Source organism: Acidovorax sp. MR-S7 (assembly GCF_000400995.2).
In the GTDB taxonomy this organism is placed as follows: domain Bacteria; phylum Pseudomonadota; class Gammaproteobacteria; order Burkholderiales; family Burkholderiaceae_C; genus MR-S7.
Genome location: NZ_DF238999.1, coordinates 97972 through 110933 on the forward strand (window position 1 = coordinate 97972; position 12962 = coordinate 110933).

Here is a 12962-nt window from a genome sequence, read left to right on the forward strand (position 1 = left end):
AGCTGGACCCGGGCGTGTTGTACATCTCGATGGACTACGCGACTGCGGTTCACTCGTGCTGCTGTGGTTGCGGCGACCGCGTGGTGACGCCGTTCACACCCACCGACTGGCGCATGACGTTTGACGGCGAATCCATCTCGCTTAAACCGTCCGTGGGCAACTGGAACCAGAAGTGCCGGTCCCATTACGTGATCCAGCATAGCCGGGTTTTGGAGGCCGGCCCTTGGTCGGAGGCACAGGTCGAAGCGGAGCGCCGCCGAGACAAGAAGGCCAAAGCTGCGCACTACAGCAAGCCGAGGAGTGACCAGCCTGAGGCTACGTTGCCAGCGGAGGAGCCCGTGACCAACACCGCGACTCAGGCGAAGGCTCGCCATCCGCTCAGCCTCTGGTTGCGCCTGAAATCGTGGCTGACGGGATAACAGCCAACGACAGCGGTGTTGCCGCCGTTCGTGAAGGTGAAGTTGCGTATATCGGGCACGCGGACATACAGTCCCTTCACGCCTAACGTGTCCCTCGTCTGCGATGAGCAAGTCGAACGTGCCGCGCGGCAGATACCGCTTCACGTATTCCGAGGGTTGGTAGCCGCCTTCACCGAAGCCGAACTCCATGTTCGCCATGGCCCGCTCCATGCGGTGCGCCTGGCGGTCGGAGAAGACCAGCTTCCCGCTCCCGTCCATCAGGTTGATGAAGTTGTGCAGCTTGTCGCCGAGCATCGAGGCCAGAAAGCCGTCCCCGAAGGTCTTCATCAGGCGCTGCGCGGTGGCCTCGCCGATGGTCGGAATGCGCTTCAGGGCGCGCAGCACGGCCGAGGATTGATCGCTGCCCGACAGCGCTCGCGGGCGCATCAGCGTCCACAGCGCGCCGCCGCAGCCGCTGCACTTGCGGCGGAACTCTTCCGCCTCCAGCTCTTGAGCACTGAGCGGCTCACCATCCAGGTTGGTGACGACCTCCCCGCAGTGCGGACAGGCCCCCACGGTGCCGAGACGGGTGCGCTTGTGGACGAAGGCGGGTTTCCAGTGGAACCCCATCCTCATGCGGACACGACCGAGGACGAAAAACTCCTGCGCCGACGAAGGCACGCCGAGCTGTTCGCGCAGCTTGATCAGCTTGAGCAGCGTGTCCGGGCCATTGAGCACCCAGACCTTCGCGCCCGCGACAGTGTCGAGAATCTCCCGGCGCCACTTGTAGACCAGGTGCGGCGGTGAGAGAACCAGCGTGCGGCGGTAGCCTTCGGCATGCAGGACCGCGGCCAGCGCAATGCCGATCGTGGTCTTGCCGGTGCCCATCTCGCCGTTGACGAAGACGGCCCGCTCGCCCTGGTTGACGAGCAGTTCCGAGGCCGCATGCACGACCTCGGCCTGGGCGGGGAACAACTGGCGTTTGAGCCCGGCCAGCACCAGTTGCCGGTGCGGGCGCGGCGTGCCGTCGTAGACAGGCGGGTTCGCCCGGTTGAGGGATTCCAGCAGTTCGTCCCCGAACTCGGAGACGAAATCCTGGAGGCTCATGGACAGCTCGGACGGTTCCTGTTCGAGCAGATCCCCCTCGGGAGACGAGGTATCGGCGGCCGGGGCCGCTTCGGTGGCTTGCGTGTTCATGGTGATGCTCCAAAAGAAACGGGGCATGCACCACTCCCCAAGGGGCGGTGACATGCCCCAGGTGGGAGAAAAGGTCGGCGCGCGGCCGACCGTGGTTGGACAATGCGGGCACTGGCGGCCCGCCGTGAGACCGTGAGGTCAGTGCTCGTGTGGCAGTTCGATACGGGTGACGCTGCGATCAGCCGCGGTGAAGATGTGGATGCTCAGGTCACGGGTGATGACGTAGAACGAGTCGAGGCGTCCGCCGGACTTCAGTGCAGCGTTGTTCTGCACCCATCGGCGATCCTCGACGTCGCCCCAGTCGCCGCGCATGTGGCGCTCGAAACTGGGCATGGGATCAAGCCAGCCTTCGTCCATGAGGCGCTCGACGCCTTCGCTGAACTCCAGCGCTCCGATCTCGAATAGCCGCTTGCGACGGTGCCAGCCTTGCGGAGGCGATGACATGGCGATTCCTTCGCTGGTTGGAAAAGATCAGTACTCGCTGGGTAGCAGCACCGTGGTGACGCTGCGATCCCATTCGGTGATGACCCAGACCTTGAGGTCCGGGCCGACCTCGTAGGCCGAGAACAGGCGATCCTCGCCCGACTTCAGCGCGGCGTCGTTCTGGCGCCGGTCGCTGTCGTCGAGGTCGCCCCAGTCGGCGGACAGATGCCGCAGCAGGTACGGACGGGGATTGAGCTGGCCTTGTTGCACCAGGCTGGCGATGCCCGAGGTCATGACGACCTGGCCGGGGCTGAACCTGGGAAAAGCGTGTTGGACAACGGTGGACATGGAGGTAACTCCTTCAGGAAAAGAGGCACCTCGCCCCATCGGGGCGAGAAACCCCGGTGGGTGGACAGAAAAGAGCGCCGCGGCTGCGGACGTTGGTCGATCAGGTCACCGCCCCTTCCTCGGGCAGTTGCACGACCGTGGTGCCCTGGTCGTCACTGGTGGTGACGATCAGGAACAGCCGCGGCGTGATCTGGAAGCGCGACGTCATGGGAGCGCCTTGCTCCAGCGCGACGTCGTTCATCTGGCGCTCGGCCTCACTGGCCTCTCCCCAGTCGCCGCGCACATGGCGCTGCACGTAGGGCAAGGGGTCGATGAGGCTCTTGCTCGCCAGCCAATGCACCTTCTCGCTCAGCTTGAGCGTGCCTGGTGCGAAGAGCGGCGGAACCTGGGGCTTGCGCCCCTGGAAGATGGACAGCATGGGGATACTCCTTGCGGGTGATGAAGCGCAGGCGGCAAGCCGCCTTCGGGATCAGTGGATGGTGAGAACCTGGCCCAGCGTGGGAGAACTCGGTGTGAGGTCCCAGGCCCGGATCACCGGTACGAACTTGTCCGTGAGGATGCGGATCTCGGCGTGGGAGCCGTCGTCGCGCTGGCGGTACTCCACGGCGGAGGCCTTCTTCTTGAACGTGTCGCCCTTCACGGCCAGGGTGCGGCCGCAGGGTGACTGCACGACACCCGAGATCGCACCGGCCGCGAGGGCCAGTGCCAGGTGCCATTGGGACAAGGCGCGTGCCGGAGCACGCAAGGTCTGCTGGGTCGCGCCCAGGTGGGTCTCGAACGCGGGCCACAGGCCTTTGAGGCGCCGCACTTCGTCGGCGAACTGCTCCGGCTCCATGCTGACCCGGTAGAAATACTCCGGCTCGGCCAGGGCCGTGGGGACCACATACGGCAGCAGCGTCCATTCGGACGGCAGCTCGTCCGGCTCCAACTCGGCCAAGCCGATTTGCAGCAGCCGGGCGCGGGACGCTTTCGCATCGTCGCCCTCCTGGTCGCGTTGCCGGACACGGCGCCCGAACACCACGACCTGCTTGAACTGCTTGTCCACCGCCTGGAACACAGACAGATCCGTGAAATGGCGTGTCAGCCAGCCGACCATCTCCTGATCCAACACGTAGGACGGCAGGATGAAGACCAGGATGCCGCCGTACTGCAGCAGGGGCAGCGTGCGCTGGTAGAAGAGCTTTTCGAGGCGGGCGCGGCCCTTGCCTTCGTAGCCCATGTTGCCGCTGGTGTCCCTTGCGAGATCGCCATACGGCGGGTTGAGCCACAGGAGGCCGAAGGCCTGCCGCGAGATCATGGTTTCCATCAGGTCACCGTGGATGTAGTGATCGACCAGCAGCCGGGCGTGAGCCGCCCGCTCCTGGTCGAACTCGACGGCATAGGCGATGGCCCGCTCAGGCCCGAGGGCGTGGGCGGCCTCGGCGATGGCAACGCCTTCGCCAGCGCAGGGATCAAGGATGCACATCGGCCCGGCATCGGGTGCCAGTGCGCCGAGGGTTCTTTCGAGGGTGGCTTCGTCGGTCGGGTAGTAGCCGTTCTTGGCGAAATTCCGAGCGAGCCTGGGAAACATGAGTGCCATGGGAATCTCCTGGTTGGCGGGGATGAAGGGCGGAAACACGCCAAGGCGTGCCTCCGGGGTGGCGTCAGGCCGCTGCCACTTCCGGCGTCCAGATCCGGGCCGGATAGGGATAGGCGGGGAGCACGCCCTGGCGGATGAGGTCGCCCAGCGCCTCGGTGAGCGCCGGAACGTCGATGGAGAGGCGGAACCCCTGCAGCGGCCCGAGGGCCACGGGCGAGGAGCACAGCATCTGGCGTTCCCGCAGCAGCGACAGGACTGGCGTTTGCCAGTGGTCCAGCAATGGCAGCGGGCACGTGTCCTTGACCAGTTGCCACAGGCGTGACGTGGGATCGGCCGCGGAGCGCGGCAGCAGCGCCAAGGCGCTGGCCGAACTCTTGTCGGGCCGGATGCAGCGCCGGTCGAACAGCCAGAGGTTGACCATCGAGCCGAACAGCGTGCGGCGGTAGCTGCGGGTCAGGCGCTTTTCCAGGCGCTCGACCGAGCCGACGAACACGGGCAGCGAGCCGCCCTGGTCGGTGATGACGTGGAACTGGTCCAGGCCGTCTTCGCTGCGGCCCAGGCTGAGCCGGCCGATGAACTGCTGGACGGCAGTATCGCGGGCCCACACGGACAGAAAGATCAGGTCGCCCTGATCACTGCAGACGCAGGCATCGGACATGAGGTCGGGGCATTCGTCGATGCGGTACAGGGGCTGGTCGGATGAGATGGCAGGCATGGTGGTTTCCTCGATGTGGGGGCGCACCGCCCGCAGGGGCAGTGAATGCCCCGTTAGGGATGAAAAGCGCAGTACCAAAGGCGAATGCCCGGCTGCGCCGCTGGTGACGTCAGGCTCCCAGTTCTGCGAACGAACCATCGGCCTTGTGCTTGACGACGCGATTGCCGACGTTCCCCGCGTAGTCCTTCTGGGCTTCGGTGAACATGCTGCTCGGCACGTCGATGTGGAAATGGCCCAGTACTGCACGGTAGTAGTCCAGGCCGTGGCCGAACGGGTCTTCCTCGTGCAGGTTGCTGTAGAGGAAATCCTCGTCCTCGACCTTCATGGTGTTGTCGATCAGCTCGGCAGGCTTGCGGATCGTCATGAAGAAATAGCGCAGCGGCCGATCCCAGCCGAGCATGACGGTGATGGGAAATCCCTTGTGATGGGTCTCAAAGTAGTGCTGGCTCATGGAGGTGTCCTTGGATGAGCTGGAACAGCACCGCCCGCGTGGGCCAGTGCTGCCCTGGCGGGTGGAAGGAATAGGCTCAGGCCTCGGCGGATGCCGGGTTCAGACGCCGATGTGCGTGGTAGGTGCGAACGCCTTCACGCCAGGCTGCGGACTGCTCTGGTGTGAGATCCAGATAGGACAGCGGGCACGAGTAGTAGTACGGGTGCATGGATTCGTCCAGCGGCTTGTAGCCCCACTGGCCGCCGCTGCATTCGAGCAGGTCGCAGCGGATGTAGCGCAGGGACTGGCCCGGCGAGAGATCACAATGCACGCCTTCGACCTTGGCGGTCATTTCGACCACGGACCACAGCACGTTACCGCGCAGGGTGTGGGCGATGACCGTCGCGCTGACGCGCTCGGTCTCCTGGGGTGCGACGAGTTCCGCGATCAGTTCGGATCGCGGTTGGGACGAGAAGTACCAGCCCATGAGAGGCCTCCTGGAAAGTGGAGCCGGAGGCCTCCCCGTGGGGAAGGCCCCCGGCGGGTGATGGAATGCCGCGTGTGCGGCGATGGAACTCAGTGCGGACTAGGAACCGCAACCGGCTGGGCAACAGCCGAGGGTGATTCCGTGTGAGCAGCAGCCGTTGTCGGCGAGCCACTCCCGGGTTTCCTGCCGTTCGGCAGGTGTTGCGTAGTCCCATTCCTGGGCAGCGATTTCCAGGGCGCGACCGCGCTGGCTTGCTGGCAACCGACTGGCTTGCGCGTCGATCTCCGAGCTGAAAAGCGTGACCCAGTGGTCCCAGGACAGGCCGCAACCGCGCTGGGCGTGCTCGGCGGCCGTCTCGCAGACAGCCTGCCAGGCGGGCTCGTCCAGCGCGGAATGGAATGGGTCGCAAGCGACGGTGGACATGATGGAGACCTCCAAAAAAAGGCCAGGGTCTCCCCGCATGGGTGAAGAACCCCGGCGGGTGGATGAAGGGCGCCGCGGATGCGGCGGCCGCAATCACGCAGGTTGCGGCTCGGACTGGCTCCACTCCTGCGTCTTGAAGTCCAGCGTGTAGCCCAGCTCGCCCAGGCGGGCGATCTGCGCGCGCAGGGCGCGACGGTCGATCGTTGAATCGAGCCGCACGGACTCGCCCAGCGGCCACAGGATGCCGAACAGCGCGGCGTCGCCTTCTTCGGCGCTGCCGGGGGCAGCGGCCGCAGCGGGCGTCGGCGCATCCACGCCGAAGGGCGTGGTATCGACCAGTGGGTCCGTGGACGCCTGCACGGGTGCGGACTTGGCAGGCCTGGATGCTTTGGCCGGCTTGGCCGGCGTTGCCGCTGGCTGCGCCCCTTGCTCTTCATCGAGCGGATCGACTTCCTGCGGGGCGAAGCTGCGGGCCTCGTCGCGGCTCAGTTTGTCGATGCCATTCAGCGTCATGCCGTCGAGGCTGGCCCGGACTTCAAACCGTGCGCCGCCCGCGACCGGGTAGGACTTCGCGAAGATGTAGCGGATGACGAAATCCCCCTCATACTTGCCTTCGGGGTACTGCTCCAGCTCCGCGTCCTTGACGGCGAACTCGCCGATGGGAGTGGTCAGGCGACCAACGGTGAACGGGCCGTTCTTGCCGCGGATGGTCCGCAACGTGAGCTGGCCCGGGACGACGATGGGCAGGACGGATCTCGTAGGTGCCGATGTGGCGTCCATGATGGTTCTCCTTGGGAATAGGAATGAGGCAAGGCCCCGTGAGGGGCCATGCCGGATCAGAACGACTCGGCCATCGCCGGCTCGTGCTCTTCGATGTCGCCTGCGGGCTCGCGCTCGATGGGATCGGCCGCGGTGCCGGCGGTAGCTTCCGCTTCGGACGCGGGTGCGTCGTCGGGCTGCTGCGCTTCGCCGGTATCGGGAGTGAGCGGATAGACCTTCTTGCCATCGATCTTGATCAGGCCGATGTGGATCAGGTTGGATTTCAGGTCCGCGGCTGGTTTTCCCGCATCCTCGCCCTTGGTACGGATGTACGGATCCACCTTCATGTCGTTCAGCTTGAAGCCGATCAACACTTTGCGGTCCCCTTCGATGGCCTGTACGCACCGGCGAACCAGGTGCTCGGCCTCAGGGGTAGCGACGATGGTGTCGAAGTACCGATATTCCGGCTCCCCGACAGGCCCGGACAGTGCAGCGATCTTGCATGCGAGGAACGGGTCACCGTCCGGGGGACTGACGTCCTTCGCGCGGCTGAGGTAGCCGATGCCACGGGTGATCAACTCGTGTTGCTCGATCGAAGCCAGTTCGGCCCGGTCGATCAACTCGACCTTGAGCAGGCGCGCCTTGAGGCCAGCGGCCGGCTTGCCGGCGTACTCGCCTTTGTCACCGATGTATGCGTCGCCCCAGAGGTCTCCGAGGCGGAAGCGCACCAGCGGGCGCTGCTTGGGATCGTCAACGCCGATGTAGCGTTCGACCAGCTTCTTGGCCTCGGCACCCGAGACCTTGACATCGAAGTAGCGGTACTTGGGATCCTTGGCGGAACCCACCAATGCGGCGATCTTGCATGCCAGGAAAGGCTGCCCCCGCCGACCGGGCTTGGGCGGAACATTGCGGGCACGGTGGATGTAGCCGATGCCCGCGGTATGGATGTCGAAATACGATTTCTCGTTGGACGTAGTGCTCATGGTGAGTCTCCATTGGAACGAGCGGAGACACACCGGCCCACGCATGCGGGGAAAGGTGCGTAACCCCGCGGTGGGTTGATAAGGCGAAAGCATCCGCCACCAGGACTGGTGGCCGCTCGCGGACGGATGCGGAGCGAGCTGGGTGATCAACGCGGCGGAACCGCGCCGTAGCCTCGAAGATCGTGGCTACCTGGGATGCTGCTGACGGCTGTCAGCAAGGCATGGGGGCAGCATGGGCGGGGCTCGCGCGTGCGGCAGCAATCAATCCGCATCCGGGCATTTCCGTTTGTCTGTGCAGCACCTCCCGGAGTCGGCGTGGGTGACAAGGTGTGAGCAGCCTGTTGCTGACGGCCTTCCTGATGACACCGCAGAGCAGTTGCAGACGTTCGGCGTGGCGGGTGAGACTTCGGAAATCGATCGTACTGATCTCCGGATCAGTGCCTGGCTACGCTCGTATGTATGTCCACCCCGCTTGCTGCATGAGGGCGATCTCCAGCACGGCTGGGCCGCTCAGCACCTGCAGCGGCTCCCGGTTTTCCCTCTTGGTCCGCGCCAGGGTGTTGGGACATACCCAGGTGATCGAGTCAAGCTCCCCGTGCGCGGTATCCAGGGCGGCGGCGACGGCCTGGGCGTTGACGACGATGCGCACGTCGGCATCCGGCGCGCCGCGCCTGAGGTTCGCCGCGTTGTTGCGAGCGCGCTCCAGCGCTGTCGCGGTAGGCGCGTGGAGGATCACTTTCAACACCAGAGGACGGTTGTTTTGGTTCATGGTCGCAAAATCCGTTGGAGTCTGGTTCAGGTACGAAGCTGCTGCGCTGCCGACTTCAGCGCACTTTGCAGCATCTCCTCGATGGAGGGGTGGTAGAAGGGCATCGCCAGCAAGTCGCTCACGGTCTGCTTCGCATGGATCGCCCAAGCGAGCTGATGCGCCAAATGCTCACCCTTCGTGAGCAGCATGCTGGCACCCAGCACCAGGCCCGTGTCGCGCGCGGCATAGACCCGCAGCAGGTTCTCCGGTGCGCCGAGCACCTTGGAGCGACCGTTGCCACTGCCCTCGGCGATGCCGACAACGGCGCCCTGCTGTGTCGCGGCGTCGTGCTGCAGGCCCACCGCACACACGTCCGGGTCGGTGAACAGAATCGAGATCGGGACGCTCCGCGCTGGTGCCTGCCATGCTTGGCCGCGCAGGCATGCCAGAGCGGCCTGTGCGGCCATCTGGCCTTCGTCCGCCGCCTCGTGCATCAAGGGACGATCAGGCTGCACGTCCCCCGCAAAGAACACTGGCGCATCCGATGCCCGCATGGTGACGGTGTCGATGACAGGCCTGCCGGATCCGTCCAATGGAATGCCGGCCGCCGCCAGATCCAGCGCCTCGGTGTTGGGCTGCCGCCCCGTGACGACCAGCAGGCGATCCACGAAAGCCTGCCGCTCGCCAGCGCGCATGCTCACCTTGCCACTCTCCAGGCCGATATCGACGGAGGTACCTAGCCACATCGGAAACTCTTCAACGAACCGTGAAAATGCACGCTTCTGAATCTCGGGATCCTGGATGCCGCCAATGACGCCCCTCTGATCGGCCGCGACCACCTGTACACCCAGCCGCGACAACGCGAGCCCAAGCTCCAAACCGATCGCGCCCAGGCCCAGTATGCCCAGGGTTTGCGGCAGCTCCGCCAGCTCGAAAAGGCTGTCGGTGGTCAGGATGTGCGAGGCTATCGCATCGAGCGCCTTAGGTACAACCGGGTGAGAGCCTGTTGCCACGATAAACGCGCCAGCCTCAATGCGGTGGCCGCCGGCCTCCACTACGCCTGGGGCGATGAAGCGCGCCTCCGCCATGATCAAGTTGCCACTGGCCGCATCGCGCGTGCGTTGCGCTGCCGCTCCGGCCAGCACATCGCGCGTTTGGCGTGCGTGCGCCCAAAGGGCCTGAGGTCCTTCAGAGGAGAGTACAGCCCCTGCTGGCAGTTGCATCGCAGTTCGCCACCGCATACCAGCGTGCAGTGCTGCCTTCGACGGCATACAACCTACACGCGCACATGTCGTTCCTAAAGGCCCGCGATCGATCAATATTACCTGCTGGCCGGCATTCTTCAACTCTTGAAAAGCTCTAATTCCTGCGGTCCCTGCGCCGATTACTACAGCATCAACGTTCATTTTCTGCATTTAACCTCTCCAAACGACTTCCAATGGAAAAAATACCAACCGAGTTTTTGAGAAGGCTAGCACGACCGTCATGCAATCTCGCATGAATTTTCAAGATCGCATGCGATAGCCCTGATCCAAAAAATTCTCATTCATAGTCAGTCGAACTGACTTAGATAAAACTCTCACGTGCACAGCGCTTGATAAATCGACAATTCGATGCACTTACTCCATGTTGAGTCCAGCCGCTTTTACAAGAGTACGCCAACTCTCTATTTCTGCATCAATCATTCGTTCGGTATCAATACCGTTTCTGAACCTTGGCATCGCTCCGGCAAAGGCTATGCCAGTCGACACCTCAGGCGACTCGAGAGCCAAGCGAATCTCAGTTTCAATCCTCTTTACAACTACCAAGGGTGTTCCCGTCGGCACCAGAATTGCATACCAAGGCGTAACTACTGCCTTGGGATATCCCGCTTCTCCCATGGTCGGCACACTCGGGAATTCTTGCGTACGAGTCTCTCCAACAACTGCCAACACTTTGATTTTCTTTGACTTGGCCAATGAAATTGCCAAGGAGGAAGGCATATAAGCTGCAGACAACTGACCAGAAAGCAGATCGGGAATAATTGGCGGGGCGCCCTTATATGGAACAGCAACAACTCTTATGCCTGCGACATGCTTGAAAAGCTCAAACCCTAAGTGCGGCGTAGAACCAACTCCCGCATGGCCGTAACTTAGTTCATCGGGCTTTGATTTTGCCAATTTCACATATTCATCGACACTGGAAATTGGCGACGATGCTGGAACCACCAGATAATTGGGAGATACCGCAAATTGAGCGACAGGGACAAAATCCTTCTTAAGATCTGTGCGAATAGCAGGCATGAGAGCCATGTTGGCCGCATTACTTGTCGTCGCTATTAACCATGTGTATCCGTCCGCCGGCGCACGCGCAACGTACTCCGTTCCTATACTGCTACCACCTCCCGGCTTGGGCTCGACAACAAAAGGAACCCCCATTTGCTTACTGAGTTTATTGGTTAGTAATCTAGATATATTGTCAACTATGCCACCAGCAGCATATGGATTAATTACATGGATAGGCCTCGTTGGAAACACTTCTTCAGCTCTTGACGGATGACTGGCAAGTGCAGAAAGTACCAATAACGGCGCCACCAAACTAGAAAATATTTTCAAGACCGTCTCCATTTCGTATATATTGACAACATCTCGCCCTCTTGAGGACGCGAAGGTGCGAACGCTCGCGCGATGCAATCTACAATGCAAGCAACGGTTGTTGAATCGATTTTTTCCGAACGCGTCGTTTGGAAATACCGAAGGCGCGGTGGGAGTTTCATCTGATCAATTTGTCATTGAAGTACGGCTCGCTAACGCATGGGTTGACCAAGCTGTCTATTAATATTTGATATTTCCAGCGCTCGCTACTTTCCGCCGCGCATGAGCATCAGTGCCGCCACGGCGACACAGGTGATGGAGAAAATCCGCTGCAGCATCCGGGCGGGAATCCTGGGCGCCAGGACGCGACCACCCGTCATGCCCGCCAGCGCGGCGAGGACAAAGGCCCATGCCGGTGCGCCGAGGGCCAGGCCCTGGCTCCAGGCGATGGAGACTGTCACGGCGGACAGCAGCGCAATCACCATCAGGGAAGTGGCCACGATGCTGTGCATCTTCAGTTCGGTGAAGTGCGCCAGGGCCGGCACGATGATGAAGCCGCCGCCGACCCCCAGCATCCCGGTGGCCAGGCCCGAGACGACGCCAACGCTGCCGAGCGTGGCGGCGGTCCGCAGGTTCCACACGAAGCGCCCCGTTTCCCGGGAGATCCTGCATGCCCGGGCGGGCTCCATGGGCGGCCCGCCGTTTTCCGGCGTGCGCCGCGAGGACAGGAACATGCGGTAGGCGACCACCAGCATGACGGCGACGAACACATGGTTCAACTCCCGCGAAGGCATCCAGTGGGCCAGCCGGATGCCCAGTGGCGCCGTCAGCGCGCCGGCGCCCGCGAGCAGCATCGCTGCCTTGTACCGGACGATGCCCTCGCGCAAGCCCTGCAGCGCGCCCACAAGCGCCGCAGCGCCCACGGCCACCAGCGCCACGGGCGCGGCCTGGCGCATGCCCATTCCCAGGCCGAACACCAACGCCGGCACCGCGAAGATGCCGCCGCCCGCGCCGGTCAGGCCTAGCACGGCGCCAATCACCAGGCCCAGCAACGCCCCTATGAGCATCATGTGTCCTTGGCAACCGCGGCCATTGCGCTGCGGGGGGGTGGAAGCTGCTTCGACAGGCTCATCAGCGCGGTCCGAGCACTTCGTTCATGGCGGTGCCCTGGGGCATGCCGTTGTATTTCTTGAGTACGTCGCCCTCTCGCACCACGATGCCCGGCGTACCCCGAAAGCCAGTCTCCAGCATCAGCACCTGGTGCTCATCGAGAATCTTTCGCACATCAGCGGGAACGCTCTTGGCGGACTTGATGCCGCCCTTGTCGAAGTTCCTTTCGTTTTCGAGAAGCGCGGCTGCCGGGTCAGACGCGCCCAGGATCGCTGCCGCCTTGGTCGGGCTGTCCTCCTTGATGATCCCGACCATGATGTGCCGCAACTGCACCTTGCCGGCATCGACCCAGGGGCGCGCGGCCTCCCAGAAGCGGTGGCAATAGGGGCAGTTCGCGTCACTGAAGGTGTAGACGACGCGGGGCGCATCGGCCTTGCCGTCCCGCACCCACTTCGACGATTCGAGCCGTGCCCAGGTCTTGTCGCTTATCGGCTTGGCGGCCAGTTTCTCCAGGGACGCCTCGTCGAGCGGCTCGCCCTTGCTGTCCAAGCGTGTGCCGAGGATGGCATTGCCATCGCTCGTCACGTAGACGGCGATCGGCCGGTCGCCTGCGACGGCGGCGAACGCGCGCAGGCCGCCCCCCACCTTGAACTCCTGCATGACGGTCAGGCCCTGCTTCTCCAGCGCCTTGACCGCGGGCGGGTAGTCGGCGGCTTGTGCCTGGCTGACGGTGGCCAATAGCATGAAGCTGGCCGCGGCAAAGGAAAAGCGTGAACGCTGTGGAAACAT

The 12962-nt window shown here is 63.4% G+C and carries 16 protein-coding genes and 1 pseudogene; 1 reads left to right on the forward strand and 16 read right to left on the reverse strand.

The genetic code is table 11. The features are described from left to right. Positions 1 to 29 precede the first annotated feature (29 nt). Positions 30 to 419, forward strand: coding sequence for a DUF6527 family protein (locus AVS7_RS25500; RefSeq protein WP_369799134.1), 390 nt, complete (start codon positions 30 to 32; stop codon positions 417 to 419). Positions 420 to 491: 72 nt separating this feature from the next. Here the strand turns inward: AVS7_RS25500 and AVS7_RS21445 are convergent. The 16 genes and pseudogenes from AVS7_RS21445 to dsbG all read right to left on the reverse strand — a co-directional run. Continuing rightward, a pseudogene (locus AVS7_RS21445) lies at positions 492 to 1622 on the reverse strand (DEAD/DEAH box helicase family protein); the annotation flags it as partial. Between the two features lie 111 nt (positions 1623 to 1733). After that, entirely contained in the window at positions 1734 to 2039 is a 306-nt protein-coding gene (locus AVS7_RS21450) for a hypothetical protein (protein ID WP_020230104.1), read from the reverse strand. Between the two features lie 27 nt (positions 2040 to 2066). After that, the gene (locus AVS7_RS21455) at positions 2067 to 2366 is read right to left on the reverse strand and encodes a hypothetical protein (RefSeq protein ID WP_020230105.1); all 300 of its coding nucleotides are present in this window, start codon (positions 2364 to 2366) and stop codon (positions 2067 to 2069) included. Between the two features lie 100 nt (positions 2367 to 2466). Further along, a complete protein-coding gene (locus AVS7_RS21460; protein ID WP_020230106.1) occupies positions 2467 to 2784 on the reverse strand; it encodes a hypothetical protein in 318 nt (105 codons plus the stop codon). 51 nt (positions 2785 to 2835) lie between these two features. Beyond that, entirely contained in the window at positions 2836 to 3969 is a 1134-nt protein-coding gene (locus AVS7_RS21465) for a DUF6094 domain-containing protein (protein ID WP_255352408.1), read from the reverse strand. Between the two features lie 40 nt (positions 3970 to 4009). Then, entirely contained in the window at positions 4010 to 4660 is a 651-nt protein-coding gene (locus AVS7_RS21470) for a hypothetical protein (protein WP_020230108.1), read from the reverse strand. A 109-nt stretch (positions 4661 to 4769) separates the two neighbouring features. Continuing rightward, entirely contained in the window at positions 4770 to 5111 is a 342-nt protein-coding gene (locus AVS7_RS21475) for a hypothetical protein (RefSeq protein WP_020230109.1), read from the reverse strand. Between the two features lie 76 nt (positions 5112 to 5187). After that, positions 5188 to 5577 carry a hypothetical protein gene (locus AVS7_RS21480; protein ID WP_020230110.1) on the reverse strand — a complete coding sequence of 130 codons (390 nt, stop codon included), beginning with the start codon at positions 5575 to 5577 and terminating at the stop codon, positions 5188 to 5190. Positions 5578 to 5676: 99 nt separating this feature from the next. Beyond that, entirely contained in the window at positions 5677 to 6000 is a 324-nt protein-coding gene (locus AVS7_RS21485; RefSeq protein ID WP_024002058.1) for a hypothetical protein, read from the reverse strand. A gap of 93 nt (positions 6001 to 6093) precedes the next feature. After that, the gene (locus AVS7_RS21490; RefSeq protein WP_020230112.1) at positions 6094 to 6780 is read right to left on the reverse strand and encodes a DUF3275 family protein; all 687 of its coding nucleotides are present in this window, start codon (positions 6778 to 6780) and stop codon (positions 6094 to 6096) included. A gap of 56 nt (positions 6781 to 6836) precedes the next feature. After that, complete coding sequence (locus tag AVS7_RS21495; protein WP_020230113.1) at positions 6837 to 7742, reverse strand: DUF3577 domain-containing protein; 906 nt, start codon at positions 7740 to 7742, stop codon at positions 6837 to 6839. Between the two features lie 445 nt (positions 7743 to 8187). Beyond that, positions 8188 to 8511, reverse strand: coding sequence for a hypothetical protein (locus tag AVS7_RS21500; RefSeq protein ID WP_024002059.1), 324 nt, complete (start codon positions 8509 to 8511; stop codon positions 8188 to 8190). 26 nt (positions 8512 to 8537) lie between these two features. Continuing rightward, entirely contained in the window at positions 8538 to 9905 is a 1368-nt protein-coding gene (locus tag AVS7_RS21505) for a dihydrolipoyl dehydrogenase (RefSeq protein ID WP_034691346.1), read from the reverse strand. Positions 9906 to 10109: 204 nt separating this feature from the next. After that, on the reverse strand, positions 10110 to 11084 hold the full coding sequence (locus tag AVS7_RS24140) for a tripartite tricarboxylate transporter substrate binding protein (RefSeq protein ID WP_159402801.1): 975 nt from the start codon (positions 11082 to 11084) through the stop codon (positions 10110 to 10112). 245 nt (positions 11085 to 11329) lie between these two features. After that, positions 11330 to 12133: a sulfite exporter TauE/SafE family protein gene (locus AVS7_RS21510; RefSeq protein ID WP_024002062.1), complete on the reverse strand. Its 804-nt coding sequence runs from the start codon at positions 12131 to 12133 to the stop codon at positions 11330 to 11332. Positions 12134 to 12194: 61 nt separating this feature from the next. After that, on the reverse strand, positions 12195 to 12962 hold the full coding sequence (gene dsbG / locus AVS7_RS21515) for a thiol:disulfide interchange protein DsbG (protein WP_020230117.1): 768 nt from the start codon (positions 12960 to 12962) through the stop codon (positions 12195 to 12197).

Excerpts from the sequence above, each read along its gene's own strand:
- AVS7_RS21450 (WP_020230104.1), bottom strand. The coding sequence starts at position 2,039 with ATGTCATCGCCTCCGCAAGGCTGGCACCGTCGCAAGCGGCTATTCGAG.
- AVS7_RS21455 (WP_020230105.1), bottom strand. The coding sequence starts at position 2,366 with ATGTCCACCGTTGTCCAACACGCTTTTCCCAGGTTCAGCCCCGGCCAG.
- AVS7_RS21490 (WP_020230112.1), bottom strand. The coding sequence starts at position 6,780 with ATGGACGCCACATCGGCACCTACGAGATCCGTCCTGCCCATCGTCGTC.
- AVS7_RS21480 (WP_020230110.1), bottom strand. The coding sequence starts at position 5,577 with ATGGGCTGGTACTTCTCGTCCCAACCGCGATCCGAACTGATCGCGGAA.
- AVS7_RS21460 (WP_020230106.1), bottom strand. The coding sequence starts at position 2,784 with ATGCTGTCCATCTTCCAGGGGCGCAAGCCCCAGGTTCCGCCGCTCTTC.
- AVS7_RS21485 (WP_024002058.1), bottom strand. The coding sequence starts at position 6,000 with ATGTCCACCGTCGCTTGCGACCCATTCCATTCCGCGCTGGACGAGCCC.
- AVS7_RS21500 (WP_024002059.1), bottom strand. The coding sequence starts at position 8,511 with ATGAACCAAAACAACCGTCCTCTGGTGTTGAAAGTGATCCTCCACGCG.
- dsbG (WP_020230117.1), bottom strand. The coding sequence starts at position 12,962 with ATGTTTCCACAGCGTTCACGCTTTTCCTTTGCCGCGGCCAGCTTCATG.
- AVS7_RS21505 (WP_034691346.1), bottom strand. The coding sequence starts at position 9,905 with ATGCAGAAAATGAACGTTGATGCTGTAGTAATCGGCGCAGGGACCGCA.
- AVS7_RS21470 (WP_020230108.1), bottom strand. The coding sequence starts at position 4,660 with ATGCCTGCCATCTCATCCGACCAGCCCCTGTACCGCATCGACGAATGC.
- AVS7_RS25500 (WP_369799134.1), top strand. The coding sequence starts at position 30 with ATGGACTACGCGACTGCGGTTCACTCGTGCTGCTGTGGTTGCGGCGAC.
- AVS7_RS21495 (WP_020230113.1), bottom strand. The coding sequence starts at position 7,742 with ATGAGCACTACGTCCAACGAGAAATCGTATTTCGACATCCATACCGCG.
- AVS7_RS21510 (WP_024002062.1), bottom strand. The coding sequence starts at position 12,133 with ATGATGCTCATAGGGGCGTTGCTGGGCCTGGTGATTGGCGCCGTGCTA.
- AVS7_RS21475 (WP_020230109.1), bottom strand. The coding sequence starts at position 5,111 with ATGAGCCAGCACTACTTTGAGACCCATCACAAGGGATTTCCCATCACC.